Genomic DNA, 24,712 nt, shown 5'->3' on the forward strand with positions numbered 1-24,712 from the left:
CTGCTATAGATTGTTTTTGGTTTTCGATTGGGCGCGATCGGTGGCGCTGAAGCGCAACAACGGGCGATAAAATCATTCATTATTTATATTATGAAAAAATTGGACGGAAAAATTGCCCTGGTGACGGGGGCATCGAGGGGACTGGGGAAAGGCATCGCCATTGGTTTGGGAGAAGCCGGGGCGACGGTTTATATCACCGGACGCAGTTTTTCCGAGGCGAAAGATGCCGTCGGGGGGAGCTTGCAGGAAACTCAGTTGGAAGTGGAAAAAGCCGGGGGGAAATGTATCGCGATCGCGGTCGATCACGGGGATGACGCACAGGTGCGATCGCTGTTTGAACGCATCGAAAACGAGCAGCAGGGACGGTTGGACCTGTTGGTGAACAATGTCTTCGGCGGGGTTCGCGCCTTGGGCGAATTGGGGGGGAAACCCTTTTGGGAGGCGGAACCGGAACTGTGGGACCGGGTGAACGATGTCGGGTTGAGGAGTCACTATGTCGCCGGAGTTTTGGCGGCGAGACTGATGGTAAAACGCCGCGAAGGGCTGATCTGCACGATCGCCTCTTGGGGTGGATTATCCTACATTTTTGGAGCGGCTTACGGGAGCGGAAAATCGGCTTGCGATCGCCTCGCCGCCGACTTCGCCACGGAATTGAAACCTTACAATGTCGCCTCCGTTTCGGTGTGGCCGGGAATTGTGGGAACCGAACAAATTTTGCGGGTGGTGGGGGAAATGGACGCAGAAAATTCGACCTCAGATTCGGCTCAAATTCGTTCGATGCGCGATCGCTACAATTGGGAAACACCGTTATTAACCGGACGGGCGATCGCCGCTTTAGCCGCCGATGCGGATATCATGAAGCGGACGGGACGGGTGCAAATTGTTGCCGAACTCGCCAAAAAATATGGGTTAACCGACAAAGATGGCGATCGCCCGGTTTCGCTGCGATCGCTGCGTTTTTTACTGCCGATGCTGCGGCCGAAATTGCAACATTACGCCCGGTTCATTCCCGACCTCAACCTCCCCTGGTGGCTGCTATTATTGACGATGCTGAGATCTCCAAAAGTTTGACATGACCGAATTTAAGAATGCCACAATTTTGATCACCGGCGCGGCGGGGGGATTCGGGCAAGAATTGACCCGCCAGTTGTTGGCTGCGGGGGGCCGTTTAATTTTGAGCGATCGCGACGAAACCCTCCTCCGGCAGCGGGTGGAAACCATCCAAAATGAAGTCAAATCCGGGGATATAATCGCCTGTTTTGGGGCGGATTTGTCCGATCAGCAGGGGTGCGAAATTTTGGGCGATCGCATCAAATCCTTAAACATCCCCATCGACATTTTAATTAACAACGCCGGACTGGGTTTGTTCGGGCGATCGGACGAAGTTCCCGCCGAAAAATGGGAAACCCTGATGCAGGTTAATCTCCTCGCCCCCCTGCGCTTAACCAACCAATTTTTGCCGGACATGATCGCCCGAAAACAGGGTCATATCGTCAATATTTCCTCCGTCGCCGGTTGGAGTGGCAGGGCGGGTTTGGCGCACTATTGCGCCAGCAAATTCGGATTGCGGGGCTTCAGCGAAAGCCTGTTTGATGAAGTCAAACCCTACAACGTCAAAGTCACCGCCGTCTATCCCTTTTTCAGCCGCACCCCCATTCTCAAATCCGAAAAATATGGAACCCTCGCCGACAGTTTGAAAGATTTGCCGGATGGTTGGCTAACCGATCCGGCCGAAGTCATGAAGGCAACTTTAAAAGGAATTCGATATAATAAACTGCACGTCTTTCCAGACCGGACGGGGAATTTAATTCATCTCGCCAAGCGGTACGCCCCCTCTTTGTTAGATCGAATTTCAGTGTTGGCCAATAATATTATTGTCGATCGCGATAAAAAATGACTGTATCAAAAACCGAAACTAAACACTTAATAATCGGCGCCGGTTTTGTCGGATTGGGAATGGCACAAGGGCTGCAAGCCGCCGGGATTCCCTACGACCAAGTCGATGCCAGCGACGATATCGGCGGCAATTGGTATCACGGCGTTTATGAAACCGCCCACATCATTTCATCCCGAAAAATCACCCAATTCACCCATTTTCCCATGCCGGAGGATTACCCGGACTTTCCCAGTGCGAAGCAAATGCGGGACTATTTGAACCAGTTCGCAGACCATTTTAATTTGCGTCAAAATATCGAACTGCGGCGCACCGTCGCCCTCGTCCGTCCCGTCGAAAATAATCTGTGGGAGGTGACATTTGAGAACGGGGAGAAGCGCATTTATAAAGGCGTTTTGATCTGCAATGGACATCACTGGTGCAAGCGCTTGCCGGAATTTGAAGGACAATTTAACGGCGAAATTATCCATTCCAAAGATTACAAACATCCCGACCAACTCAAGGGGAAAAAACTGTTGGTCATCGGCGGCGGCAATTCCGGGTGCGACCTGGCGGCGGAGGCGGCGCGGGTGGGCGAAAAATCGGTTTTGAGCCTGCGAAATTCCGTCTGGTTTATTCCCAAGTCTTTCGCGGGGGTTCCCGTTTCCGATCTGGTTCGCTGGTGGATGCCGGAATGGTTGCAGCGGTGGATAACTTACGGCATCATCCGGCTGACATTTGGCAAACATGAAAGTTACGGTATGCCCGAGCCGAGTTATCGACTTTTTGAGAAACATCCGACATTAAATAATGAGGTTCCTTATTATATCAAACACGGCCGGATCGCGCCCAAGCCGGGGGTGAGTCGGTTGGACGGCTGGGAAGTGGAATTTAGCGATCGCACCCGGGAAACCTTCGATTTAATTGTCTGCGCGACGGGTTATCACCTGTCCTATCCCTTTTTACCCCCGGAATTGCGGCGGGTGAAGGGGGCAACCGTCCAATGTTACGGCGGTACATTTTTGGACGATTATAAGGGATTGTACTATATCGGTTGGGGGCAGGCGCGGGGGGGCGTCGGTTCCCTAATCTCCGCTTACGCGCCGATGTTTTGCCGCTGTCTGCAACTGCAAGATGAAATTAACGTTCCCCTGGGTTTGGTGTTGAAAGAAATGGGGCAGTCTTTGCCCGAAACCCACCTTTCCGACCCCCAGCAGGCATTCCGGCAGTTGAAATTTTGGCATCTATTGTTCGATGGGTTTGCCAAAAAAGCCCGCCAAATCGATCGCCGCCACCCCGATTTTAACAATCTTCCGATCGCGGAGACAGAAATTCAAATGAGCGATCGCGAAACAGTCGTCCGATGAGTCGGGTTCGGGGATTCGGGGCGATCGGCGATCGCCCCAAATCCCCGCCGATATTCCCGATATTTCTGCAAAATTATCGCTTCCCACGGGATTTCCGGTAGCCAGATAGCGCGATCGATGTCAGGATAGAAATAAATCAAGCGAAGGAGAGCAATAATTATGAGTTCTCAAGGATCGCGACCTGAGACGATCCCCAAGAAGAGACATCGCGTACCGGGCGATACCAATATCAAAGGCAAGGGGTTCGATCTTCACCCCCAAGTGGCAATCAGTTCGGCGGCTTTAATTGTCCTGTTCGTCGCATTGACCCTCATATTTCGAGAACAGGCTGACCAAATATTCCAGGCAATTCAAAACACGGTTTCCAATATTTTTGGTTGGTTTTTTATCCTCGTCGCCAATATCTATCTCGGCGTTGTCGTTATTTTGTCATTCAGCAAATACGGCAAAATCCGCCTCGGCGGTCCGGATGCCAAACCCGAATTTTCCACCTTCGGTTGGTTCGCGATGCTGCTGAGTGCCGGAATGGGAATCGGCCTGATGTTTTGGAGCGTGGCCGAACCCGTCTACCATTTGGGCGACCCGGCCCCCTTCTTCGGAAACGTCGCCGACGGCAGCACCGCGGCAGCCCAGGCGGCGATGGGGATCACCTTCTACCACTGGGGACTCCACGCCTGGGGAATTTACGCCCTCGTCGGCCTGTCCCTGGGCTTTTTCGCCTTCAACCGGGGCCTCCCCCTCACCATCCGCTCGGTTTTTTATCCGATTTTGGGAGAGCGAATCTACGGCTGGCCCGGAAATGCGATCGACATTCTCGCCGTCCTCGCCACCCTCTTCGGTTTGGCGACATCCCTCGGCTTCGGCGCCGAACAGGTCAGCGCCGGGTTGAATTTCCTGTTCGACTCCCCCGATACCGTCTGGGTGCAAGTGATTCTCATCGCCATCATCACCAGTTTCGCCACCGCCTCCGTGGTGGCGGGATTGGACAGCGGCGTGCGCTTCCTGAGCGAAATCAACATCTACATCGCCGCCGCCTTCCTGGTGTTTCTGTTGTTGGCCGGACCGACCCTATTTTTGCTCAGTTCTTTGGTGCAGAATTTTGGCTACTACGCCTCCATTTTTCCCGGCCTCAGCTTTTGGACGGAAACCTTCGACGGCGGCCGATGGCAGCAGTCCTGGACGATCTTTTACTGGGGATGGTGGATTTCCTGGTCGCCCTTCGTGGGGATGTTCATCGCCCGGGTGTCCAAGGGCCGCACGGTGCGGGAATTTATTTGGAGCGTTTTGTTCATTCCGTCTTTGCTATCTTTTATGTGGATGTCGGTGTTCGGCGGCTCGGCACTGAAGCTGATTTTAGATGGGGTGGGGGACCTCGGCGCGGCGGTTCAGGAAAATGTGGCGACGGCTTTATTCGTGATGTTGCAGAACTTTCCTTTCACCGGGTTGAGTTCTTTTCTGGGGGTGGTTTTGGTGGTGACGTTCTTCGTCACTTCTTCCGACTCCGGCTCCCTCGTCGTCGATCATCTCACCTCCGGCGGAAAGTTGGATTCCCCGGTTCCCCAGCGCATTTTTTGGGCGGTGACGGAGGGGGTCGTCGCTGCGGTGTTGCTGCTGGGCGGGGGGTTGAAAGCCCTGCAAACGGCCGCGATCGCCACCGGTTTGCCCTTCGCGATCGTGCTGCTGGTCATGTGTTTCAGCCTCTATCGGGGGTTGGCTGAAGATGCGGCGGAACTCGAAGCCCGAAAGTTGCAAGCCACCGAAAATCCACCGGCGGCGGGAGGAAACGGGGGAAAATTAATTGAGAATTGATCGTTGAGCATTGATAATTTTCCCCACCGAGCACACCCTAACGTGTTAGAGGACAGGACGATGTATCAAAAAATTCTGGTTCCTTTGGACGGTTCCGAACTCTCGGAAACGATTGTTCCCTACGTGGAACAGTTGGCGACGGGGGCCGATGTCAAGATCGTTTTAACTCGGGTGGTAGAACCCCTGATTCGGAGCGCCGTCCTCGACATCGACCAGGATATGGAAGTCGAATTTCCGTCGCAGAAGGTGAACCACGTCCGCGATTACCTGGTGGGGTGGAAGCAGTATTTTCGCGATCGCGGCTTGGCGGCGGACACGCTTTTCCTGCAAGGAATTGCCGTCGATTCCATTTTGCAGGCGGTGCAGATGGTGGGGGCCGATCTGGTGGCGATGAGTTCCCGGGGGTTGTCGGGGTTGGCCCGGGTGTTGTACGGCAGCGTCTCCTCCGGCGTCCTCAACCGGGCGCTGTGCCCCCTGCTGCTGACCCGTTCCCCCCAACCCCAGGCCTGGAAAGGCATCAATCGCATCCTGCTGCCCCTGGACACCTCCGTGCGGGCGGAGAAGGCGATCGCACACGTCACGGCGATCGCCGGCCACCACGGGGCTGAGATCGTCCTCTTGCACGTCGTCCGCACCACCCATCAAGTCACCTCCTTCGGAGATTTGCAAACCGAGCTCGAAGAAGAATTGGTTTCCAAAAACCTGTTTTCTCAATTGGGGGAACATCAAAAACTCGAACAAATTCGCGAAGCCCGACGATACATCCTGAAGCTGCAAAACCAACTTCGCGATCAGGGATTCTCCGCCCGAGGTTATCTGATGTACGGCCGGCCCACGGAAAGCATTCTCACCCTCGCCGACGAGATCGAAACCGACTTAATTGCCATCACCAACCTGGGCCGCACGGGTCTAGCCAAGGTGCTTTACGGCAGCGTCGCCTCGGCCATTCTCAACAGCGGTTCCTACCCCCTGCTGATCGTCCCCGTCTGAATTTTATTGGCTGAAATTGATAGAAAAGCGATCGCCATTCAGGGTCCCGGCGACGAAAATCGAACCGATCGCATTGTCGGTGGAAAACTGGACATCCGCCGTCCCCCTCAAGTCCGCAATATTCGCCCCCGTGACGCTGATTTTCACCCCGAAGGGAACCCAGCGAGTCACCTCCCCCGTCAAAGTGACGGGGTTTTCATTTTCATCCCAAAACGTCAGTTCCGCATTGCCGTCGTCGTCGATGGTGACGGAGGCGGCGGTGATGAATTCCCGAAAGCGACTGTTGAGGGAATAGACCCCATTGCCCGCCTGCACGATTTCCAGGGCTTCCCCGGGCACTCGTTGGGCGATCGCGATCGGGGCCACGGGCGATATTCCCACCGACAGGGCGGCAACAAGAATGGCCAAAGCTCGGTAAATATTCATTTCAGTTTTTCTCCACAACTGACTCGATTTCAAACCGTCGAACCGTCACTCCCATCCAATTGACGGCCGAATTGCGATCGTCTATTATCTTCGCATCTTAGAACTTTCAACGACGATTGAAGATCGTTTTTGTTTCCGGGCGTAGATTTCATGATCAGTCCGCAAAAAACGGGCGAAAAACAATTTTTTGAAAAGATCTAAATTAGATTGAAATCATAAGGATCGTTTGTCAAAAGTGAATGGAGCCGCCCGATCGCGCTTCCCCGGTTCGTGAGGTACATCGGGCTGGGGGGAACCGGGCGAGAATTGACAATTGATAATTATCGATGCTTCCCCGAATCTCGATTCCCAAAATCCCGACTCCCATTTTTCCCCCCACATTTTCGCTACAATCGGGGATGTTCAAATCGAAATGGGTATCACCGTGATGGGTGGGCGAAGCGATATCATCATTGTGGGTGGCGGCATAATCGGCTTGTCGGTGGCGCTCGAACTGAAGATGCGGGGGGCGAGCGTCACCGTCCTGAGCCGCCATTCTCAACAGGCGGCGGGTTATGTGGGGGCGGGGATGTTGGCGCCCCAGGCGGAGAGAATTCCCCCGAGTCCCCTGCGAGATCTGGCCCTCCGCAGCCGATCGCTCTACGAAGGTTGGACGCAGAAACTCGAAGCGATCACGGGTTCGGATGCGGGATACTGGCCCTGCGGCATCCTTGCCCCGGTTTACGATCGCCCCGAAAGTGTGGAACTGCCCCAAACTCCCGACTCTCCCGCCATCTGGCTTGAAGGTGCGGAGCTCGATGAGCATCAACCGGGGTTGAGTTCGGAAGTCGCCGGGGCCTGGTGGTTTCCCAAGGACGCCCAGGTGGACAACCGCCGCCATTTGATGCGATCGCTCCTCAGTGCGGCCCGGGAATTGGGGGTCGATGTGCAAGAAGGGGTGGCCGTCAAAGATATCGTCACCGACGGCAAAGCCGTGCAGAATGTGGCGACTGACGGGGGTGCGATCGCGGGTTACCACTACATTCTCGCCGCCGGGGCCTGGTGCGGTCAACTCCTCTCCATTCCCGTCCGTCCGATCAAAGGCCAGATGCTCTCCCTGCGAGTCCCCGACTCGGTTCCGAAACTCCCCGTCCGGCAGGTTTTGTTCGGGTCCGGCATCTACATCGTCCCCCGCCGGGACGGGTTGATCGTGTTGGGGGCCACCGTGGAAGATGTCGGCTTCGACAACAGCCTCACCCCCGCCGGCATCGATACCCTCCTATCGGAAGCGATGCGGCTGTATCCGGGGTTGCGCGACTTCCCCATCCAGGAATTCTGGTGGGGATTTCGGCCCACCACCCCCGACGAACTGCCCATCCTGGGCCCGAGCCCCTTTCCCAACTTGACCCTCGCCACGGGCCACCACCGCAACGGCATTTTGCTGGCCCCCGCCACCGCCGAGATCGTCGCGGACTGGGTGTACTCGGGTCGCGCCGATCCCCTCATCGGCCATTTCCGCTGGAACCGGTTTTCCAAGTCGTGACCCGGATCGGCTCCAGATGCAGACAGAACGGGACTTTTGGACGCAGTGGACGGCCGTCACCCTCGCCGGGTTCCTCCTCAGCTTGCTGTGGGTGCAGGTGGGGGAACGTCCCCATGTGGGGACTTTTGTGGGGGCGATCGGGGGGTTGAGCGTGGGGACGGCCCAGTGGTTCGTCCTGCGGAATTACATTTCTCACCCGTGGCGGTGGATCGGAATGACCGCGATCGCCTGGTGTCTGTTGGGGTTGAGTCCCCTGGGGGCGATCGGCTGGATGGCCCCCCGCACGCCGGCGATATCTGTACGAATTTTATACGGATTGATCGAGGGGGTTAAAGTCGGAATTTGGCTGGGATTGTGCCAGTGGCTCGTGATCCGAAACTCGGTTTTCGGGGGCTGGCGGTGGGTGTTGGCGAGTCCGCTGTGTTGGGGGGTGGGACTGCCGCTCGGGTGGGTTTTGGGGGGCATTTTGCGGGAGTTGACGGGCTTTTTTTTGGGGGAAGTGTTCGGTTTGATGCTGACTTGGGCGATCGTCGCCGGACTCACCGGAGTGGGGTTAATTCAACTCTTTTGGATCGATGTAAAAATTGGGGATTAATGTCATATCAAATCTCTTTCTTCCCTACACCCTACACCCTACACCCTACACCCTATCCATTTCCCCACACCCCACCGACGCGCGATCGCCAAAAAGTAACCCCCGGCACTGTCCGAATTGTCCCAAATGTGCTAAGACTGGCGAGAATTCTCACCCGTCGGGACAATGCAAGGGTCAGCCAACCGCATCCTCACCGGAGTCATCTTTCTCGCCGCCACCATCGCCGTGGCAATCCTCGGCTATATCGGGTTCGGCTGGACTCCCCTGGAAGCCATTTACATGGTCGTGATCACCATTTTCGGCGTCGGCTACGGGGAAGTCAAACCCCTGGAAACGTCCTTCCAAAAAGTCTTCACCATCCTGGTGATTATCGCCGGAACCACTTCGGCGGTTTACATTGTCGGAGGATTCGTACAAATGATTACGGAGGGGGAAATCCACCGCGCCTTGGATACCCAGCGCAAACAGCGCAGCATCGCCAACCTGCAAAATCACGTCATTATTTGCGGCTTCGATCGCATGGGAAAAGTCTTGGCGGGCCAACTCGACCAAGCCAAACAACCCTTCGTGATTGTCGATAGCCGCGCCGAACAAATTGAAGTGGCGGAAGCCGCCGCCTATTTAACTTATCGGGGTGAAGAATCAGACGAAACCACCTTGGAAGCCGTGGGAATTGATAAAGCGGCGGCTTTGGTGACGGTTTTGCCCGACGATAAAGCCAACGTTTTTATCACCCTCACCGCCCGAGAATTGAACCCTAAACTAAAAATTTTGGCGCGGGGAGAACTGCCCTCGACGGAGGGAAAATTGCGGCTGGCGGGGGCCGATCATATCGTCTTGCCCGACACCATCAGCGCCATTCAAATGGCAAATTTGATTACCCGCCCCACCGGAATGGATTTTTTAAATCGGGCCGACGAACGCAGTTATTTAAACGAACTTCTCGCCAACGTGGAAGTGCAGATGGAAGAACTGAAAATCTCCGAATCTTCCCGGGCGATCGGTAAAACGGTGATGGAATTTCAAGTCCGAAGTCGGGGTGCATTTATCGTCATCGCGCTGCGGTTCGCCGACGGCCGCATCAAGTTTCACCCCCACCCCTCCCAAATGCTCGATCGCGGAGACACGTTGATCGTCATCGGCCACCGGGATAAGCTGCCAGAATTTGCCAATCAATACGGTTTGCAACGTTATTATATTTCTCGTCAAAGGATGCTGAATTCATGATCGATATCCTGTGGATGCTGCTGTGTTCCGGCCTCGTTTTTTTGATGCAAGCGGGGTTCATGTGTTTGGAATCTGGGATGACCCGATCCAAAAATAGTATCAATGTCGCCGTCAAAAATTTGGCGGATTTTGGGGTATCGGTGAGTTTGTTTTGGGCCTTCGGATATGCGCTGATGTTCGGCGCGTCGGCGGGGGGATGGTTCGGCACGTCTGGCTGGTTTCCCTCGTTGAACGATGACCCCAAATTGGCGGTATTTTTCCTGTTTCAAGCCATGTTTTGCGGCACGGCGACCACGATCGTTTCCGGCGCGACGGCCGAACGGCTGCGGTTTTTCGGCTATTTGGCGATCGCTGCCCTGGTGTCGGGGGTGATTTATCCCCTGTTCGGCCACTGGGTTTGGAACGATATTTTGCCGGGAAATTCGGGGGGTTGGCTGGGCAATTTGGGATTTATTGATTTCGCCGGATCGACCGTGGTGCACGCCGTCGGCGCCTGGTCGGGACTGGCCGCGATCGCGATCATCGGCCCCCGCAAAGGACGGTTTTCCCCCGGCAATTCCCACCGCATTCAGGGGGCAAATATGCCCTTTTCCGTGTTGGGGGCCCTGCTGCTGTGGTTCGGTTGGATCGGCTTCAACGGCGGCAGCACCCTGGCGTTGAATAACCAGGTGCCCGGCATCGTCGTGAATACGGTTCTGGCGGGTGTGGGGGGGATGATGATGGCGGCGGTCCTCAGCGGTGCCCAACATCGCACCATCCACGTCGAGGAGTTGATCAACGGTTCTCTGGCGGGTTTGGTGGCGATCACCGCCTGTTGCAACGCCGTGACGACTCCCCTGGCGGGGATCGTGGGGGCCACGGGTGCCGCGATCGCCCTTTTGGTGTCCCGACTCCTCGTCCGCCGGCAAATTGACGACGCGGTGGATGCCTTCGCGGTGCACGGCGGCGCCGGAATGTGGGGGGCGCTGTGCGTGGCGTTATTCGGACAATTGGATTTAATTGGAACGGGATTGAGTCGGGGGACGCAGGTTTTAATTCAGCTTTTTGGAGTCGGTGTCGTCGCCGTCTGGACCTTCGGCGTTGCCTGGGGTATTTTGACGGTTATCAACCGAGTTTCTCCCCTGCGAATTTCCCCGGAAGAGGAGGAAATGGGCCTCAATATTTCCGAACACCGGGCGAAAACGGAAACCTACGATTTATTTGAGGTGATGGATCGCCAAGCCAGCACCAACGATTTGAGTTTGCGGGTGCCGGTGGAACCGTTCACGGAAATCGGACATATCGCGGTTCGTTACAATCAAGTGATGGATGCGTTTGAACGGCGGCAGCGGGCGAGTGCGGAGGATTTGGAGCACATTTATTATGTGACGGCGGCTTTGGCGGCGGCGATCGAAAATAATAGTTTTCAGGCGGATAATTTGGGCTTGGAAGAAGTCGCCGATCGCTCCGACGAGTTGGGGGCGTTGGCGCGGGTGATTCTGAATTTGGTGGAAATCGTCCAGAAGCGCGATCGGGAACTGGCGGCGTTGAAGGGCGATTGCACAACGCTTTCATCTCAGCGATCGACTGAGATTTGAAGCGAATTGATGATTGGGTGAATGAAGAAATTCTAGACAATCTCAATCGCCTGAAAGAATTTAGCGATATAATTCGGTCGATCTTGAAAATTTTTCAATATAATAATGGCAAACAAAGGAGAGAGTTAGATGGAGGTGGAAAGTTTAATTTTGTCAACCAAAGAATTGATAATAATTCCAGCGATCGCCTGATTTGAAACAATTCTATCAATATCCGATCATGCTAGATTCGAGACAATTTTCGGAGGACTTTTAGATGACAAGCGAACAGCAAGAACTTTTATCCGAACTTTTGACAAATATGATGGAGACAACGCCGGATCTTGAAGACAACAAAAATTACGGCCAGGAGTATCTCGATCGCCTCAAATTAGCCGGCGAAAACTTCCTCAGCAAAGAGGAATTTGAAGTGGGGCAAATCGTCAAGTGGAAAACAGACTTGAAAAATCGAAAACTTCCCCGCCGGCACCAACCCGCGATCGTCATTTCGATACTAGATGAACCGATAACCAACCCCAACGACGAATCAGGCAGTCCCTATTTTCTCGAACCATTGGATATCGTTCTCGGCGTGATCACCGATGACGATAATTTTTTGACCTTCTACTATGACAGCCGCAGATTTGAACCCTATTCAACTTGAGGAAACCGGTCTGGTATTGCCCCCATCACCCGATCAAACATTTCAGACCGATTTCTTCCAACTCCGAATCCATCTCGGGGGGAATCAATTCGTGGACGAGTTTCCAGAAATATTCGATCGGGGGAATTTGGATGCGATCGCGGGTGGTGACGATCGCCACTTCCCGAGTCCAGGTGGATTCGGACCCACTAAAATAAGATGACCGAGAATTGCCGTTGGAATTGACCTCCGCCGCATCGATGCCCCGGATGGCTAGGGTCGGATCGGTGCGGGCCTCCACCAGGGCCGATCGCGGCAGCAGGGCGATCACTTCCCCCTGGCGGACGATCCCCCGAAACGCATCCAACGTATTCAACTCCAAAACCGCCTTCAATTCGGCGCCCGCCTGGGCGAATTTTTCCTGCACCAGCCGCTGCATCCCGTAGCCATCTTTAAACACCACCTGGGGATACCGGATTAACTCAGTCCAAGGGATGTGAGTATATCGCGCCAGGGGATGGTTTTTCGCCATCAACACTTCGATCGCTTCTTCGTAGAGAACATCCACCAACAGATCGACGCCGGTGGTAAACGAGCGGTTATTCATGACGATCGCCACGTCCACCAACCCATCTTTTAACACTTTCAGGGCGCGATCGCTCCCCAAGGCCGTCACCCGCAACTGCACTTCCGGGAAAGCGTAGCCGAACTTCCGCAACACCGGCGGCAAATAGGAGGCGCACAGGGAATGAATGGCGGCGACGCACAATTCGGGCTGTTCTCCCGCCAGCAAGGCGCTCAACTCTTCCCGGGCATTCTGCCAAGCCTGCCAGATTTTGCGGGCGTAGGGCCAAAATCGCTCCCCCCCCACGGTCAATTTCGCCTGGGCACTGCGGTGAAACAGCGGCAAACCGAGTTCCGCTTCGAGCCCCTGCACTTGCCGGCTGATGGTGGATTGTGTCACACTGCATTTGCGTGCCGCCTGCTGGAAACTCCCAGTTTCGGCGACACACAAAAAGGCTTGAAGCTGCTCTAGGCGCATAGACGTCTGTGGGATCGAGGTGGCAACGGTAGCATTCACCGATATTAGCCAATTTGCCGAAATAATTCGGTAAAAATCGATACCCATTTCGACACGTCAAGTCAATTGTAGGGTGTGTTCCCAACTCGGGCTGACCCGGTGGACCGACAATAGATGAGTGGGAACGCACCGTCCGAAAAATATCTGGCCCCCAAACCCCCAATTCTGGGGGCTTTAAGTCAATTGTAGTTACCGACTCGATACTAACTATCGATACCCATTTCGACACGTTAAGTTTAAATAGAGTCGATCCCGAATCCAGTTACCATGTTGCATTTCAAATATTCCTCCCTCATCGATGCCCCCGTCGAACTCGTTTGGGACTTCCACGCCCGATCCGATATCCTAGAATTGCTGACCCCACCGTGGCAACCCGTGGAAATCGTCCGCCGGGAGGGCGGTTTGGAGGTGGGGGCGGTGTCCGAATTTCGGATTTTCCTCGGCCCGGTGCCGGTGAAGTGGGTGGCGGTGCACACGGAGTGCGTCCCCGGGCGACTGTTTACCGACGAACAGCGGGAAGGCCCGATGGCGTCGTGGGTTCACCGACACCAGTTTTCCGAAGAAGACGGCCAGACGCGGCTGACGGATGCGATCGCCTTCAGTATACCCGGCGGCCCGGCGATCGACAATTGGCTGGGATGGTGGGTTTATTCCCGCCTCGAAGATATGTTCCGCTACCGCCACGAAGTCACCAAAACCGAATGCGAAAACCATGCAAAATACGGCTGAATACACCTGCGCCTACTGCGGGGAAGAAAATGTGACGTTTGTCGATTTCAGCGCCGGGGGACAGCAATCCTACGTCGAAGATTGTCAGGTTTGCTGCCGCCCTAACATCCTCTACATTCGCATCGATGAAGAGACGCTGGATGTCGAAATTGATACGGAATATGAAGGATGAACAATTGACAATTAAACTTTTTTGGGAGGGCGGATCGGGAAAAATTTCGATTCGCTCCTCCGAAAATCGTCGGACTCGAACTTTCTGATTATCAATAATTTGCCGTAAATTATCAATTATTATTTGAATTTGACCGTGTTGGGTTTCGTTCCAAGAACCCAACCTATGGTTTTAGATTGGTGTCGATATTAAGAGTTTATCTCTAAAGGCAGATGTGGGCGATCGCGCATTTCCGTAAAGTTGCTCTCAGACGAATTCAGTTATGTTAAATGAACGAAAGTGGATTTTGGAGTCAATACAGCGACGCCGTACTGACTTCGTTGAGTTTTTTCTGGAAAGCGCTGTGGGCGTTTATTCTCGGTTATATTATTAGCAGTGCCATTCAAGTCTTTGTCACCCGCGAACGTATGCAGCGGACGATGGGGGAGGCGGGAAAAAAGAGCATCGCCCTGGGAACGTTCTTCGGATTTATTTCCAGTTCGTGCAGTTTCGCCGCCCTGGCATCGACCAAATCATTATTTAAAAAAGGGGCAGGTTTTGTCCCCTCCCTGGCGTTTTTGTTAGCCTCCACAAACTTGGTGATAGAATTGGGATTTATTATCGCCATCTTCCTGGGCTGGCAGTTCGTCGTCGGGGAATATTTGGGGGGAATTATCCTGATTCTCTTGACGTGGCAGGTCGTCCGCTTCACCCGCCCAAAGGAATTGATTAAAAAGGTGCGGAGGCGGCTGAACGAAAAGGAAGGGACGGAAGAAAACCAACAGGATGTTCCCAATTGGAAAGAGAAAATTCAAAGCAAACAGGCTTGGAAAAAGGTCGCCAAAAAATATTTTATGGAGTGGAAGATGGTCTGGAAGGATGTTATCTTTGGTTTTACCATTGCGGGCATTATTTCAGCCTTCGTCCCCCGATCCTTTTTTCAGACACTATTCATTGGTTCCGGGCTGGATACCTCCCCCGGATTTTTTGCCATTTTGGAACATACCATCGTCGGCCCCGTGGCAGCATTTTTCACGTTTATCGGTTCGATGGGTAACATCCCCCTCGCCTCGATTTTATTCGCCAACGGGGTCAGTTTTGCGGGGGTGATGGCTTTTATTTTCAGCGATTTGGTGGTGTTTCCCGTCATTCGGATTAACGCCAAATATTACGGCTGGAAATTGGCGCTTTATATTGTGGGGGTGTTTTTCGCAGCATTGATCGGAACTTCCCTGCTTCTGCACTACGGTTTTTCCCTGTTCGGTTTGTTGCCGGAAGCGACGGGTCAGAGTGCGGCTCAAAGCGAACGGTTCGCGATCGACTATACCTTCTGGCTGAATCTCATTTTTCTGGCAATTACCGGCTTTCTCGCCTGGTTGAATTTCGGTCAGAAACGGGAAGAAGAAGGGCACGGCGGACATCACGACCACGGCAAAAAAACTGGAATTGTCGAGAAAATTATCTTTTATTTGGCACTGCTCAGTATTGTTTGGTTGGTCGGTGGCGGCATCGCGGCGGTTACGGTTTGAAGAGTTTGACAAAGAAACCGGGTTTCTATGGGAAGTTTGGGTGAGAAATTGAGAGGCTTCTAGAAACCCGGTTTCCCCACATCATCGACAGGTCTTTTTAAGACTCTTTTTGTCTCAGACGGACGAATAGAATTTGAACGCTCAACGCCAACAAACCCAAGGAAGCGATCGCAAATATTCCCGTCCCCAACGCGCAACCCCCCACCACCAGGGTGCGGACGGCGGCGGAAATTGAAATGGCGGTTTGGTTGTCGGAGGTGATGGGTTTGTTGGCGAAAGTGGTCGCGATGGAGGCGGTGAGGGAATAGAGGGCGATCGCAAATCCGCCGGAAATTAACCCCCCAATTATCGCCCGCAGCGGGTTGGCGGACGCCAGATCGGGGGCGGAATTATCGACCGTTTCGGGATTGGATTTGGATGGTTTTTCAGACATAATTTAATTTCCGATATTCTGCAATTTTACATCAAGCCAAATGGATGCCGTTGGGGACAAATTGAGCCGTCCAAAATGCCAGATCCGGGTCTGCCATTTGACCGCGAACGGCCCCCAAAACGCGATCGGCTTCGGTTTGATTTGCCACCAGGGCGAACACCGTCGGCCCGGAACCGGACATCATCGTTCCCAGCACGTTTTGGGCGGCAAAGGCATCTCGTAGGGCTTGAATTTGGGGATATTCGGGGAGGGCGACTTTCTCTAAATCATTGTGCAACAACCGGCCGATTTTTGCCCCGTCCCGCTTCACGATCGCCGAAACCATCGATCCGGAATGGACGCGATCGTGCCGACTTTGCAGGTCTTGGGGGGCGGAAACGTAGGTGTGACCGAATTGCTGGCGGTAGGTTTTGTACGCCCAAGGTGTGGAAATTGCCAAGTTTTTATATTTCGCCAACACCACATACAAATGATCTAAATTCATCAGCGGGGAAAGCACCTCTCCCCGCCCCGTTGCCAAAGCAGTCCCCCCGGAAATGCAAAAGGGAACGTCCGAACCAATTTGGGCGGCGAAGGTTTGCAATTCTCCCTGAGTCAAACCGAGATCCCACATCAAATCTAACCCCACAAAAACGGCGGCGGCGTCCGTGGACCCCCCGGCGAGTCCGGCGGCGGCGGGAATTTGTTTGTGAATGTCGATTTCGATGCCCCCGTGGCGGGCCATCATGTCGGGAAATTGGTCCACCATCAGGGCGGCGGCGCGGTAGGCTAAGTTGGTGCGATCGCTCGGAATGGTGGGATCGTTGCAGCGAATGGTTATCGCGTCGATACCGATGGGGTTGATGGTGACGCGATCGCTCAAACTGATACTTTGCAAAACCATCGCCAACTCGTGGAAACCGTCGGCGCGATCGCCGATAATTTCCAAGTATAAATTAATTTTCGCCGGGGCAATCAGGGAGTAAGAACGCATTGGGTAATTTCAGATTGTAGGGGCGCAAGGCTTGCGCCCTCATTTTATATGTCAGATTCCTCCTGGTTTTCCTGGGGCTTCTCGCCGACTTCCGCCGAGTCTTCGCCGTCGGGCGGCGGTGGGCTGGAAAATAACAGGTTGCTCAGGTTGACCCACTGTTCCACACCGAGATCTTCGGCGCGAACTTGGGGGTTAATCTCTAATTGTTCCAGGAATTGGGTCAGGCGATCGCGATCGACCCGACTTTTTAAATTATTTCGTAACATTTTCCGGCGGCTGGAAAACCCCTGTTTCACCAACCGATCCAAAAATTGCGGGTCGAGGGCGGGGGTGGCGATGGGGCGCGGACGCAGCCTGACGACGGCGGAATCGACCTTGGGGGGCGGATAGAAGGCTTTGGCGGGGACGTGGCAGATCCACTCGCATTCGGCGAGGTACTGCACCCGCACCGACAGGCCCCCGAAGGCTTTGGAACTGGGGCGGGCACAGATGCGATCGCCCACTTCCTTCTGGACCAACAGCACGATCGCCTCGAAGGGCTCCGGGTTCGGTGCGGCGATCGTTCCCAGCAGTCGCTCCAAAATCGGCCCGGTAATATTATAGGGGATATTGGCGACGACTTTATTGGGATTTTGAAATGGGGGAAAATTCGCCAAATTGGCATCGAGATCTAAATCCAAAATATCCCCTTGCAGCAGCAGGAAATTCTCGCGATTTCCGAATTTTTTCACCAGCCGCCCGCACAGATCCCGGTCAATTTCCACCGCCACCACCGCCCCGGCCTCGGCCAGCAGGCGATCGCTGAGAATGCCCGTCCCCGGCCCGATTTCCAGGATGCGATCGTCTTTGCACAGATCGGCGGCTTTGAGAATGCGATCGAGGGCGGCGGGGCTGCGAAGCCAGTGCTGGGCGAATCGTTTGCGGGGTTGGGGGGAGGGCATGGGGGAAATTGAGAATTGATAATTGATAATTGTTAACTATCGCGGATCGCTTGTCAATTTGAAATTTCCGGGCAAGCGCAGAGGCTTGCCCCTACAACTCTTATTATCTGTATTATCTGTGGGGGCAACCTTATAGGGTTGTCACCATTTCAAATTTCCGGGCAAGCGCAGAGGCTTGCCCCTACCATTCTTATGATCTCTCGCTTGCAGTGTAATTGTCATCATTTTGGGGTGAATACTCGAGTTGGAAGTCAATTATAGGCGATCGCACCCCCTGTGTTTTTGGGAGGATGCGATCGCGGATCGATCCAGAAGATTTTTCAAATTGCGATCGTACTCCCGTCCGATTCCAGAAAATTTATTGATAAGCTTCACCCCGATGAACGATCAAACTAACAATGACTTTATTTTTATCATCATCAATCTGATAAATAACACGATAATCACCGATTCGATATCGATACCGACCGGAAAGACTCCCTTTGAGCGATTTAATATTGGGATGACTTCGGGGTGTTTGTTCCAGAACTTCTAAGCATCGGGCAATTTTGCGAGCCAGAGGACGATTGGCTGATGAATAAAACTTTTCGGCTTTCCGTGTCAACAGAACTTTATACATCTTTGCGAACGTCTCGCCAGTCTGTCAATTTATCCTCGGCAATATCTCGCTCGGCTTCTTCTAAAGCACCGCTAAAACCGGGAATAGCCAATAATTCTTGGGTGGCTGTTTCTTCACTGTCTTCCTCCTGGATAAAGTCATTGGCAGTGATAATCACTTGGACTGGCGTTCCTTCGGGCAAGTCTAGCGGCTGCATGAGTCGTAACGTCCCTTGCTCATAAATTGCTTGCAGTGTAATTGTCATCGCTTGGGGTTGAATATGAAAGTTATCTGAAGTTAATTATAACCGATCGCGCTACTCTCAACGAAAGCGATCGCACCCCCTGTGTTTTTGGGAGGATGCGATCGCAAGAGATGAAGCCGGACGAGAATTATCCTCAGCCTGGATTGCTTGAGAAAGAATCCAGGTGAGTTAGTCAAACCTCTGTTAGAAAAGAAAATCAGGCGTGTAATCGGCAAACATGGGATCGCCAGCCCAATCCAGCATGGGAGAACCCCACATATCGACCTGAACTAAGTGGGAAGCTCCTTCACTCCAGTCTACCAAGAAATCGTCACCGGCATAGTTCGGATCTCCAGGATAGTAAGAAAAAGGTTCAAACGTCCACTGATCGTAGGCATTATAGGAGCCATCCCACTGAAGAATTGGATCGATCTTGGCTTCCAAACTGCTGCGGGAGGTGGCGGGAGACTTCGATCGCGTCATTTGGCGGAGTCTCGATTGCACCCCACCTTTAATTGATATTCTTTCACAACTGATTGCATTTCTATCAGCGGATGGAACAACCTCATCGAACTTCCATCAAAGCTGTGAGTCTGTAAAGGCAGCGATCGCGCTCAGAGTGCGATCGCTGCCTCACACCGTCCCGGAAAATTCCCCCCCAGACGGCAATCCCGACTGTCTCAATGAAGGACTGCGAGAATTGATCGACTGCTTGCAACGGCAGCGTTGTTTGCTGATCTTCGACAGATGGGCCAGCCTGTTTGCCGAATGCGCCTTTGCCGGAACCTATCGTTCAGAATGTCGGGGGTACAGCGAACTCCTGCACCAAGTGGCGACATTACCCCATCAAAGTTGTATCGTTCTCACCAGTGCGGTCGTGCCAAAAGCGATCGCCACACTTTCCGGCTCTCAGCGACCCGTCCGCGCATTCAAACTTTCCGGTTTGCATGAGGATGCCAAATATTTACTTCAAGATAAAGGTCTTTGGGAAACGGAGCGATATTCCGATTTAATTGCCGCCTACGGTGGCAATCCCCTGGCGCTACAAATTGTCTCCACCACAATCTGGGAAATGTTCGGGGGTCAAATTTCCGAGTTTTTGAAATATGATTGGTTTGTGGGAGACTACGACGATCGCATCGCCCGACACTTTCGGCAACTGACTGATTCGGAATGGGCAATCCTGAATTACCTGAAAAAGAAACCGCAACCCGTCACTTTGATCGAGATCGCGTCAACCTGCGAAACCGACCAAGAATTACAGGCTCTAGAATCGCTCCAACGGCGATCGCTGGTGAAACAGATTCGCCAAAATAATCAAGTGAAATATACCGTACCCAACCTGGTGAGACACTGCGCGATCGCACAGGATTAATCAAAATCCTCTGTAATGGCAATCGTCTCGGGTTGCCACCATTTGAAATTCCCGGGCAAGCGCAGAGGCTTGCCCCTACCATTCTTATTATCTGTGGGGGCAACCTTATAGGGTTGCCCAAATAACATTCAATCAGTAGTTGCCACAATCCGATTGAATCAAATGCTATACTTTTCCCATATCTTGCGATGAGAAACCATTTGCCATGACCATCGCCAAATCTTCCGAACTCGGAATTACCTCACTCCCGGATCACACCCAACTCCCCGACTCCGATGGTACGTTCGTGAAAAACTTTCAGGAGCACCCCCAGAGTATTTTACTCACCGATTCCATTCAACCGACACTTGATCGCCTCCATCCGGACGGACAATATGCGATCGGACAAGATTGCGGCATCTACTGGCGGATGACGGAACCCCCGGAAAAAGGGGCGGAATGTCCCGACTGGTTTTATGTTCCCGAGGTCCCCCCCACCCTGGAGGGACAGGTGAGGCGTTCTTACGTCCTTTGGCAGGAATTTATTCCCCCGTTAATTGCCATCGAATTTGTTTCCGGGGACGGTTCGGAAGAGCGCGATCGCACCCCCCTGGCTCAACTCTCAAAAACCCGCCAAAAACCGGGGAAATTTTGGGTGTACGAACGGATCATCCGTCCGGCTTTTTATGCCATCTATGAAGTGCAGAAATCCAGTGTCGAGGTGTATCATTTAGTTGAAAATCACTATGAATTGATCTCCCCCAACGAGCGAGAGCATTATCCGATTCCCCAAATGGGTGTCGAGTTGGGAATTTGGCGGGGACGCTACGGCAATTTGGAGTTGCCTTGGTTGCGGTGGTGGGACAGTGAAGGAAACTTGTTATTGACGGGAGACGAACGGGCTATAATTGAACGACAGCGGGCCGAACGAGAACAACAGCGGGCCGAACGAGAGCAACGGCGGGCCGAACAAGCCGAACAGGAGTTGCAGCAGGAACGACAGCGGGCCGAACGATTGGCGGAATTGCTGCGATCGCGGGGCATCGATCCGGAAGAATTGTAAACGATTTCGGAGGGCGCAAACCTTGCGCCCCTACGGTGTCGAAATTCCGCACCTCGATTTTATGCGACCGACGTTTCCCGCCGTTCCAACTCCACTTCAAACCGTTCGCCCGGTTGGGGTTTGAGTACCCGCGTCGGGAGATTTTTTCGGGCGAGGGAAGAGCGAAAATCTTCGACATTTCCCACCGCTTTTAATGCGGAAATCAACAACCCTTCGTAGGTGACATCCCCGGCTTCCGCCGTCGGCAACATCACCTGGGGGCGCACCCGTTCCGCCAGTTCCAAAGCGGATTTAGTGCCTTGGATGATGGAGCCGACCAGGGGTAATTTTAAATCGACAATGGGGGTAATTACTACGTCGATAGGCGCCAACTCGTCGAGGGCGGATGAGTGGTAGCCGTGGGGTTCGTAGTAGAGGCTATAATTGGTATCACGATCGCGGATAACGTAGCCATTTTCCACCAACATCGGGCCGATGGGGGAACCGGGGACGGCGCGAATTTCGACGCGATCGCCCAACTGAAATGTCGCCCCGTGAGCCAGTGCGGTGACTTGGGTATAGCCGAGATCTCGGGCGACTTGGGCGGCGTTGGGAGACGCCACGACCGGAATGTTTTTGTCGAGTTGTTTCAACGTGGGGGTGTGGGCGTGATCCTCCAACCCCTGGGAGAGTAAAATGATATCGATGCGATCGGGAATGGGGCGGGGGGCGTGTTTTTCTCCCTTGAACAACCAGGGCAAATTCCCGAATACCAGAGAGCCGACGAGCCAGGGATCGACGAGGATTCGCTTTTCACCTATCTCGAATAGCCAAGAATTACTGTCCAACCAAGTAAAATACATAAAGGATGATTGCGGATGACATCATCTTTTATTGTGACATCCCGTCGCGACAATATCGATCGCCCCCCGGACGCGACGATTTTTTTGTCTTCCGGTCGCCCCCCGAGCATCTATAATCGGCAAGTGAGCCGATCCCGACCGCAACGGGATGTCATTTTCATCGAGAGTGACGAGTCGCGGTGCATCCGAGTGCCGATTGTCGATAGTTTATGGAGGGGACGCCGATGGAACCAACGAACGATAACTTACAACAACAGCTCAAGAGTTTGTCCGATCGCCATTCTCAACTCGGACAGGAGTTATCCCAAGCCGCAGTCGCCCTCGAAGCGTTCGGGACGCCCATCGGCGAACCGATGCTGCAAGCCCTGGTCAAATACAACCGCGATTTTGCCGGCGTACAACAGAAATTGCAAAGTCTGGGAGAGCCCACCGCAGGGCAGGCCACATCCGTCGCCGCCCTGGAGCGGTTATGCCAAACCGTCGGTCGTCCCCCCGGCGACCCCGCCTCCGAAAAAGCGATCGCCCTTCTCGACCGGGTTCTCAGCCTCACCCACGGCGACCAACCGGACTTCGCCCCCCTGCAAAAAGCCCGGGAACAGGCCCGCCAACTCAAACAAAAACTGGCGATCGCACCCGCCCCGGAAGCCCGGGAGTTGGCCGACAACCGCCACCCCCTCGCCGTCCTCCTCACCCTGATCGACAGTGCGGACACCCTCGATGACGAACGGTGGGCGACCCTGGCCGAAACCGTCGAAACGGCCTTCGGGAAAGCTTTGGCCGTCGCCATTTCCCGGGGTAAAATCGCCCCCCCCTCAGCCCCTCCCGAGTCCGAAGCCCCCCCCGTCGAACGGAAAACCGTCAACCCGGATCTCGTCATTTTGGAAGAACCGGGCAGCACCGCCACACCCCCGGACGTGATCATCGTCCCCAGCGTGGAGATCCCCCAAAAACCCCCCACCATCGACGGCAAACATATCGTCTTCGGCAATGTCCCCATCGCCGGGAAGGCGACAGATCCGGCCCCAACCGGGCTGGCATCCGTGGGGTTGCGAGTCAGAGTCCACCTGCATGGATTGGGCGATCGCGACTTTGGCGCCCGGGAATATGCCGGAACCCGGGGACAGGGGCGGCGCCTGGAAGCCTTCCAAATCGCGATCGATCCCCCCGTACCCGGCTTGGAGGTGCGGTACATGGCCTACATTTCCGGAGTGGGAGATACCCCCAAAGTCTCCGGCGGCCAGCGGGTCGGGGAACCGGGCAAAAATCGCCAGATCGAGGGATTTGGCATCGAACTCGCCGGCCCCCAAGCCGCCAATTACGATATCTGCTACAACGCCCACATCCAAAATAAAGGCGATGTCCCCGTCTGCGCCAACGGCCAATACTGCGGCACCCGAGGTCAATCGCTCCGGGTCGAGGGGATCAAGGTTTGGGTGCAGCCGAAACGGTAGTTGGAGTGGGGAATAGGGAATAGGGAATAGGGAATAGGGAATAGGGAATAGGGAATAGGGAATAGGTAATAGAGAGAACAGAGAACAGAGAACAGAGAATAGGGGTACTCCTTGCTGCTCACTCCGCCCTCAACGGGGAATCTGCAATCAGGGCGCAAGCCAGGGGCCCCTACGATTGAAAATTTCCCCACCGAATTGGTGTACAATGGATAGTTCCTTGCTTCCGTGCGGAAGCCTGAATGGTCCACAAGGAGAATCATTGTATGAAATCGTTCGTCTACGAAACCATGTACATCCTGCGCCCCGACTTGAATGAGGAGCAGGTCGAAGCTGCGATCGGCAAATATCAGGATATCCTCCGGGAACACGGCGCCCAAAATTTGGAAGTCCAACACCTCGGCAAGCGCCGTCTGGCTTACGAAATCGCCAACCACCGCGAGGGCATCTACATCCAGATGAACTACGAAGGGGGCGACAGCAAGCAGATCGCGGTCATGGAACGGGCGATGCGGATCAGTGATGACGTGATTCGCTATCTGACGTTGAAAGAAGATGTCGCCGCGGTTCAAGCCGAACCGGAACCGGAAGCCCAGGGAGTTTAGTCCCCCGGCGATCGCAGCCTCTCAACCCGTACCGCGTTCCGAGGGTCCCTCACTTGCCGATCGCGCCGGGTTGAGAGTATTTTGAAAACATATGTTTGAGGTTATAGGAGCGATCGGTTATCGTGAGTCAGACAAATCATGGAAGCCAACAAGAGCTTCAAGCTGAAGTCACCCGCCTGAGCGAAGAGTTGAAAATGCGCGATCAACTGGTGCAGCAACTCTCCCAGGAGTTGTTCCGTCTGGTCAAGGGCAACACCTCATTGATGCCCGACCCGGAACTCACGGAGCGCCACCAGGCCCAGATGAAGTCCCTGCGCGACCAATTGCAGCAGGTCGAAGAACAGGTTAAGTTTTATCAAGAGCAGATCGCCGATCGCGATTCTGAGGTGTACCAACTCCGACAGTCCGTCCAAGAACTGACCGATCGCTCCCGGATGCTCGAACAGGTGGTTCAGGAACTCCCCGGCGTCTACCGCCAGAAATTCTCCGAACGCCTCGAAGAAGTGATGGAAAAGGTGGAAAAATTGCAGCGGGAAAACCGCCAACTGCACGCCGAACTCCAGAGCGTCAGTTACCGTCTGGCCCAAAAGAGCCGCCGTCCCAGCGGTCTGGATTTGCCCAGCTTCCAACCGGGGACATCCGCTCCGGTGGAGTTCCCCAGCTTGGGAAACGCTTGATCGGGACTCGACTCCGAGGGCCAAATGTTGACCATC

The 24,712-nt window shown here is 54.2% G+C and carries 28 protein-coding genes; 19 read left to right on the top strand and 9 right to left on the bottom strand.

What is annotated here, in order from left to right:
• Positions 1-90: 90 nt before the first annotated feature.
• The 5 genes from LKE08_RS16695 to LKE08_RS16715 all read left to right on the top strand — a co-directional run bounded on the left by LKE08_RS16695 (position 91) and on the right by LKE08_RS16715 (position 6,039).
• A complete protein-coding gene (locus tag LKE08_RS16695; protein WP_324705376.1) occupies positions 91-1,071 on the top strand; it encodes an SDR family NAD(P)-dependent oxidoreductase in 981 nt (326 codons plus the stop codon).
• Between the two features lies 1 nt (position 1,072).
• Entirely contained in the window at positions 1,073-1,897 is an 825-nt protein-coding gene (locus tag LKE08_RS16700) for an SDR family NAD(P)-dependent oxidoreductase (protein ID WP_324705377.1), read from the top strand.
• A complete protein-coding gene (locus tag LKE08_RS16705) occupies positions 1,894-3,240 on the top strand; it encodes an NAD(P)-binding domain-containing protein (protein ID WP_324705378.1) in 1,347 nt (448 codons plus the stop codon). The genes LKE08_RS16700 and LKE08_RS16705 overlap by 4 nt, the downstream gene beginning before the upstream one ends.
• A 159-nt stretch (positions 3,241-3,399) precedes the next feature.
• Positions 3,400-5,049 (top strand): BCCT family transporter, encoded by a 1,650-nt coding sequence (locus LKE08_RS16710; protein WP_324705379.1) that lies wholly within the window; start codon positions 3,400-3,402, stop codon positions 5,047-5,049.
• A gap of 60 nt (positions 5,050-5,109) precedes the next feature.
• The gene (locus LKE08_RS16715; protein ID WP_324705380.1) at positions 5,110-6,039 is read left to right on the top strand and encodes a universal stress protein; all 930 of its coding nucleotides are present in this window, start codon (positions 5,110-5,112) and stop codon (positions 6,037-6,039) included.
• Positions 6,040-6,042: 3 nt separating this feature from the next.
• On the opposite strand, the gene LKE08_RS16720 is transcribed toward LKE08_RS16715, so the two are convergent.
• Positions 6,043-6,465 (bottom strand): hypothetical protein, encoded by a 423-nt coding sequence (locus tag LKE08_RS16720; protein ID WP_324705381.1) that lies wholly within the window; start codon positions 6,463-6,465, stop codon positions 6,043-6,045.
• A gap of 412 nt (positions 6,466-6,877) precedes the next feature.
• On the opposite strand from LKE08_RS16720, the gene thiO reads away from it, so the two are divergent.
• The 6 genes from thiO to LKE08_RS16750 all read left to right on the top strand — a co-directional run bounded on the left by thiO (position 6,878) and on the right by LKE08_RS16750 (position 12,029).
• Positions 6,878-7,987 (top strand): glycine oxidase ThiO, encoded by a 1,110-nt coding sequence (gene thiO / locus LKE08_RS16725; protein WP_324705382.1) that lies wholly within the window; start codon positions 6,878-6,880, stop codon positions 7,985-7,987.
• Positions 7,988-8,003: 16 nt separating this feature from the next.
• Positions 8,004-8,582 (top strand): hypothetical protein, encoded by a 579-nt coding sequence (locus tag LKE08_RS16730; protein WP_324705383.1) that lies wholly within the window; start codon positions 8,004-8,006, stop codon positions 8,580-8,582.
• Positions 8,583-8,747: 165 nt separating this feature from the next.
• Complete coding sequence (locus LKE08_RS16735) at positions 8,748-9,809, top strand: potassium channel protein (RefSeq protein WP_324705384.1); 1,062 nt, start codon at positions 8,748-8,750, stop codon at positions 9,807-9,809.
• On the top strand, positions 9,806-11,386 hold the full coding sequence (locus tag LKE08_RS16740; protein WP_324705385.1) for an ammonium transporter: 1,581 nt from the start codon (positions 9,806-9,808) through the stop codon (positions 11,384-11,386). Before LKE08_RS16735 ends, LKE08_RS16740 begins: the two co-directional genes overlap by 4 nt.
• A complete protein-coding gene (locus LKE08_RS16745) occupies positions 11,383-11,583 on the top strand; it encodes a hypothetical protein (protein ID WP_324705386.1) in 201 nt (66 codons plus the stop codon). Before LKE08_RS16740 ends, LKE08_RS16745 begins: the two co-directional genes overlap by 4 nt.
• Before the next feature lie 59 nt (positions 11,584-11,642).
• On the top strand, positions 11,643-12,029 hold the full coding sequence (locus LKE08_RS16750; RefSeq protein WP_324705387.1) for a hypothetical protein: 387 nt from the start codon (positions 11,643-11,645) through the stop codon (positions 12,027-12,029).
• A gap of 25 nt (positions 12,030-12,054) precedes the next feature.
• On the opposite strand, the gene LKE08_RS16755 is transcribed toward LKE08_RS16750, so the two are convergent.
• Positions 12,055-13,050, bottom strand: a complete 996-nt coding sequence (locus LKE08_RS16755; protein WP_324705388.1) for a LysR family transcriptional regulator — start codon at positions 13,048-13,050, stop codon at positions 12,055-12,057.
• 306 nt (positions 13,051-13,356) lie between these two features.
• On the opposite strand from LKE08_RS16755, the gene LKE08_RS16760 reads away from it, so the two are divergent.
• The 3 genes from LKE08_RS16760 (at position 13,357) to LKE08_RS16770 (ending at position 15,498) form a co-directional block, all read left to right on the top strand.
• Positions 13,357-13,818, top strand: coding sequence for an SRPBCC family protein (locus tag LKE08_RS16760; protein WP_324705389.1), 462 nt, complete (start codon positions 13,357-13,359; stop codon positions 13,816-13,818).
• Positions 13,802-13,990 carry a CPXCG motif-containing cysteine-rich protein gene (locus LKE08_RS16765; RefSeq protein WP_324705390.1) on the top strand — a complete coding sequence of 63 codons (189 nt, stop codon included), beginning with the start codon at positions 13,802-13,804 and terminating at the stop codon, positions 13,988-13,990. The genes LKE08_RS16760 and LKE08_RS16765 overlap by 17 nt, the downstream gene beginning before the upstream one ends.
• A 269-nt stretch (positions 13,991-14,259) precedes the next feature.
• Positions 14,260-15,498: a permease gene (locus LKE08_RS16770; RefSeq protein WP_324705391.1), complete on the top strand. Its 1,239-nt coding sequence runs from the start codon at positions 14,260-14,262 to the stop codon at positions 15,496-15,498.
• 97 nt (positions 15,499-15,595) lie between these two features.
• On the opposite strand, the gene LKE08_RS16775 is transcribed toward LKE08_RS16770, so the two are convergent.
• The 6 genes from LKE08_RS16775 to LKE08_RS16795 all read right to left on the bottom strand — a co-directional run bounded on the left by LKE08_RS16775 (position 15,596) and on the right by LKE08_RS16795 (position 19,131).
• Positions 15,596-15,931: a DUF3082 domain-containing protein gene (locus tag LKE08_RS16775; protein ID WP_324705392.1), complete on the bottom strand. Its 336-nt coding sequence runs from the start codon at positions 15,929-15,931 to the stop codon at positions 15,596-15,598.
• Between the two features lie 31 nt (positions 15,932-15,962).
• On the bottom strand, positions 15,963-16,904 hold the full coding sequence (gene ispE, locus LKE08_RS16780; RefSeq protein WP_324705393.1) for a 4-(cytidine 5'-diphospho)-2-C-methyl-D-erythritol kinase: 942 nt from the start codon (positions 16,902-16,904) through the stop codon (positions 15,963-15,965).
• A gap of 44 nt (positions 16,905-16,948) precedes the next feature.
• Positions 16,949-17,845, bottom strand: a complete 897-nt coding sequence (gene rsmA / locus LKE08_RS16785) for a 16S rRNA (adenine(1518)-N(6)/adenine(1519)-N(6))-dimethyltransferase RsmA (RefSeq protein ID WP_324705394.1) — start codon at positions 17,843-17,845, stop codon at positions 16,949-16,951.
• A gap of 358 nt (positions 17,846-18,203) precedes the next feature.
• Positions 18,204-18,464 carry a type II toxin-antitoxin system RelE/ParE family toxin gene (locus LKE08_RS29310; protein WP_375341437.1) on the bottom strand — a complete coding sequence of 87 codons (261 nt, stop codon included), beginning with the start codon at positions 18,462-18,464 and terminating at the stop codon, positions 18,204-18,206.
• Positions 18,457-18,708: an antitoxin family protein gene (locus LKE08_RS16790; protein ID WP_324705395.1), complete on the bottom strand. Its 252-nt coding sequence runs from the start codon at positions 18,706-18,708 to the stop codon at positions 18,457-18,459. Before LKE08_RS16790 ends, LKE08_RS29310 begins: the two co-directional genes overlap by 8 nt.
• Before the next feature lie 183 nt (positions 18,709-18,891).
• On the bottom strand, positions 18,892-19,131 hold the full coding sequence (locus tag LKE08_RS16795; RefSeq protein ID WP_324705396.1) for a hypothetical protein: 240 nt from the start codon (positions 19,129-19,131) through the stop codon (positions 18,892-18,894).
• Here LKE08_RS16795 and LKE08_RS16800 point away from each other — a divergent pair.
• Positions 19,121-20,062, top strand: a complete 942-nt coding sequence (locus LKE08_RS16800; RefSeq protein ID WP_324705397.1) for a hypothetical protein — start codon at positions 19,121-19,123, stop codon at positions 20,060-20,062. The genes LKE08_RS16795 and LKE08_RS16800 overlap by 11 nt on opposite strands.
• 205 nt (positions 20,063-20,267) lie before the next feature.
• Complete coding sequence (locus LKE08_RS16805; protein ID WP_324705398.1) at positions 20,268-21,104, top strand: Uma2 family endonuclease; 837 nt, start codon at positions 20,268-20,270, stop codon at positions 21,102-21,104.
• A gap of 59 nt (positions 21,105-21,163) precedes the next feature.
• On the opposite strand, the gene LKE08_RS16810 is transcribed toward LKE08_RS16805, so the two are convergent.
• On the bottom strand, positions 21,164-21,946 hold the full coding sequence (locus LKE08_RS16810) for an MBL fold metallo-hydrolase (protein WP_324705399.1): 783 nt from the start codon (positions 21,944-21,946) through the stop codon (positions 21,164-21,166).
• Positions 21,947-22,170: 224 nt separating this feature from the next.
• Here LKE08_RS16810 and LKE08_RS16815 point away from each other — a divergent pair, with 224 nt between their 5' ends.
• From LKE08_RS16815 to LKE08_RS16825, 3 genes are all read left to right on the top strand, one after another.
• Positions 22,171-23,397 (top strand): hydrogenase, encoded by a 1,227-nt coding sequence (locus tag LKE08_RS16815; protein WP_324705400.1) that lies wholly within the window; start codon positions 22,171-22,173, stop codon positions 23,395-23,397.
• A gap of 263 nt (positions 23,398-23,660) precedes the next feature.
• Entirely contained in the window at positions 23,661-23,999 is a 339-nt protein-coding gene (gene rpsF / locus LKE08_RS16820) for a 30S ribosomal protein S6 (protein WP_324705401.1), read from the top strand.
• Between the two features lie 119 nt (positions 24,000-24,118).
• Positions 24,119-24,676 carry an Npun_F5560 family protein gene (locus tag LKE08_RS16825; RefSeq protein WP_375341438.1) on the top strand — a complete coding sequence of 186 codons (558 nt, stop codon included), beginning with the start codon at positions 24,119-24,121 and terminating at the stop codon, positions 24,674-24,676.
• The last annotated feature ends 36 nt before the right edge of the window (positions 24,677-24,712 follow it).

Source organism: Lyngbya sp. CCY1209 (assembly GCF_035615495.1).
In the GTDB taxonomy this organism is placed as follows: domain Bacteria; phylum Cyanobacteriota; class Cyanobacteriia; order Cyanobacteriales; family Microcoleaceae; genus Limnospira.

What these genes read in the sequence shown, in the direction of transcription:
- LKE08_RS16695 (WP_324705376.1), top strand. Translation starts at nt 91, where the DNA reads ATGAAAAAATTGGACGGAAAAATTGCCCTGGTGACGGGGGCATCGAGG.
- LKE08_RS16700 (WP_324705377.1), top strand. Translation starts at nt 1,073, where the DNA reads ATGACCGAATTTAAGAATGCCACAATTTTGATCACCGGCGCGGCGGGG.
- LKE08_RS16705 (WP_324705378.1), top strand. Translation starts at nt 1,894, where the DNA reads ATGACTGTATCAAAAACCGAAACTAAACACTTAATAATCGGCGCCGGT.
- LKE08_RS16710 (WP_324705379.1), top strand. Translation starts at nt 3,400, where the DNA reads ATGAGTTCTCAAGGATCGCGACCTGAGACGATCCCCAAGAAGAGACAT.
- LKE08_RS16715 (WP_324705380.1), top strand. Translation starts at nt 5,110, where the DNA reads ATGTATCAAAAAATTCTGGTTCCTTTGGACGGTTCCGAACTCTCGGAA.
- LKE08_RS16720 (WP_324705381.1), bottom strand. Translation starts at nt 6,465, where the DNA reads ATGAATATTTACCGAGCTTTGGCCATTCTTGTTGCCGCCCTGTCGGTG.
- thiO (WP_324705382.1), top strand. Translation starts at nt 6,878, where the DNA reads ATGGGTATCACCGTGATGGGTGGGCGAAGCGATATCATCATTGTGGGT.
- LKE08_RS16730 (WP_324705383.1), top strand. Translation starts at nt 8,004, where the DNA reads ATGCAGACAGAACGGGACTTTTGGACGCAGTGGACGGCCGTCACCCTC.
- LKE08_RS16735 (WP_324705384.1), top strand. Translation starts at nt 8,748, where the DNA reads ATGCAAGGGTCAGCCAACCGCATCCTCACCGGAGTCATCTTTCTCGCC.
- LKE08_RS16740 (WP_324705385.1), top strand. Translation starts at nt 9,806, where the DNA reads ATGATCGATATCCTGTGGATGCTGCTGTGTTCCGGCCTCGTTTTTTTG.
- LKE08_RS16750 (WP_324705387.1), top strand. Translation starts at nt 11,643, where the DNA reads ATGACAAGCGAACAGCAAGAACTTTTATCCGAACTTTTGACAAATATG.
- LKE08_RS16755 (WP_324705388.1), bottom strand. Translation starts at nt 13,050, where the DNA reads ATGCGCCTAGAGCAGCTTCAAGCCTTTTTGTGTGTCGCCGAAACTGGG.
- LKE08_RS16760 (WP_324705389.1), top strand. Translation starts at nt 13,357, where the DNA reads ATGTTGCATTTCAAATATTCCTCCCTCATCGATGCCCCCGTCGAACTC.
- LKE08_RS16765 (WP_324705390.1), top strand. Translation starts at nt 13,802, where the DNA reads ATGCAAAATACGGCTGAATACACCTGCGCCTACTGCGGGGAAGAAAAT.
- LKE08_RS16770 (WP_324705391.1), top strand. Translation starts at nt 14,260, where the DNA reads ATGAACGAAAGTGGATTTTGGAGTCAATACAGCGACGCCGTACTGACT.
- LKE08_RS16775 (WP_324705392.1), bottom strand. Translation starts at nt 15,931, where the DNA reads ATGTCTGAAAAACCATCCAAATCCAATCCCGAAACGGTCGATAATTCC.
- ispE (WP_324705393.1), bottom strand. Translation starts at nt 16,904, where the DNA reads ATGCGTTCTTACTCCCTGATTGCCCCGGCGAAAATTAATTTATACTTG.
- rsmA (WP_324705394.1), bottom strand. Translation starts at nt 17,845, where the DNA reads ATGCCCTCCCCCCAACCCCGCAAACGATTCGCCCAGCACTGGCTTCGC.
- LKE08_RS29310 (WP_375341437.1), bottom strand. Translation starts at nt 18,464, where the DNA reads ATGTATAAAGTTCTGTTGACACGGAAAGCCGAAAAGTTTTATTCATCA.
- LKE08_RS16790 (WP_324705395.1), bottom strand. Translation starts at nt 18,708, where the DNA reads ATGACAATTACACTGCAAGCAATTTATGAGCAAGGGACGTTACGACTC.
- LKE08_RS16805 (WP_324705398.1), top strand. Translation starts at nt 20,268, where the DNA reads ATGACCATCGCCAAATCTTCCGAACTCGGAATTACCTCACTCCCGGAT.
- LKE08_RS16810 (WP_324705399.1), bottom strand. Translation starts at nt 21,946, where the DNA reads ATGTATTTTACTTGGTTGGACAGTAATTCTTGGCTATTCGAGATAGGT.
- LKE08_RS16815 (WP_324705400.1), top strand. Translation starts at nt 22,171, where the DNA reads ATGGAACCAACGAACGATAACTTACAACAACAGCTCAAGAGTTTGTCC.
- rpsF (WP_324705401.1), top strand. Translation starts at nt 23,661, where the DNA reads ATGAAATCGTTCGTCTACGAAACCATGTACATCCTGCGCCCCGACTTG.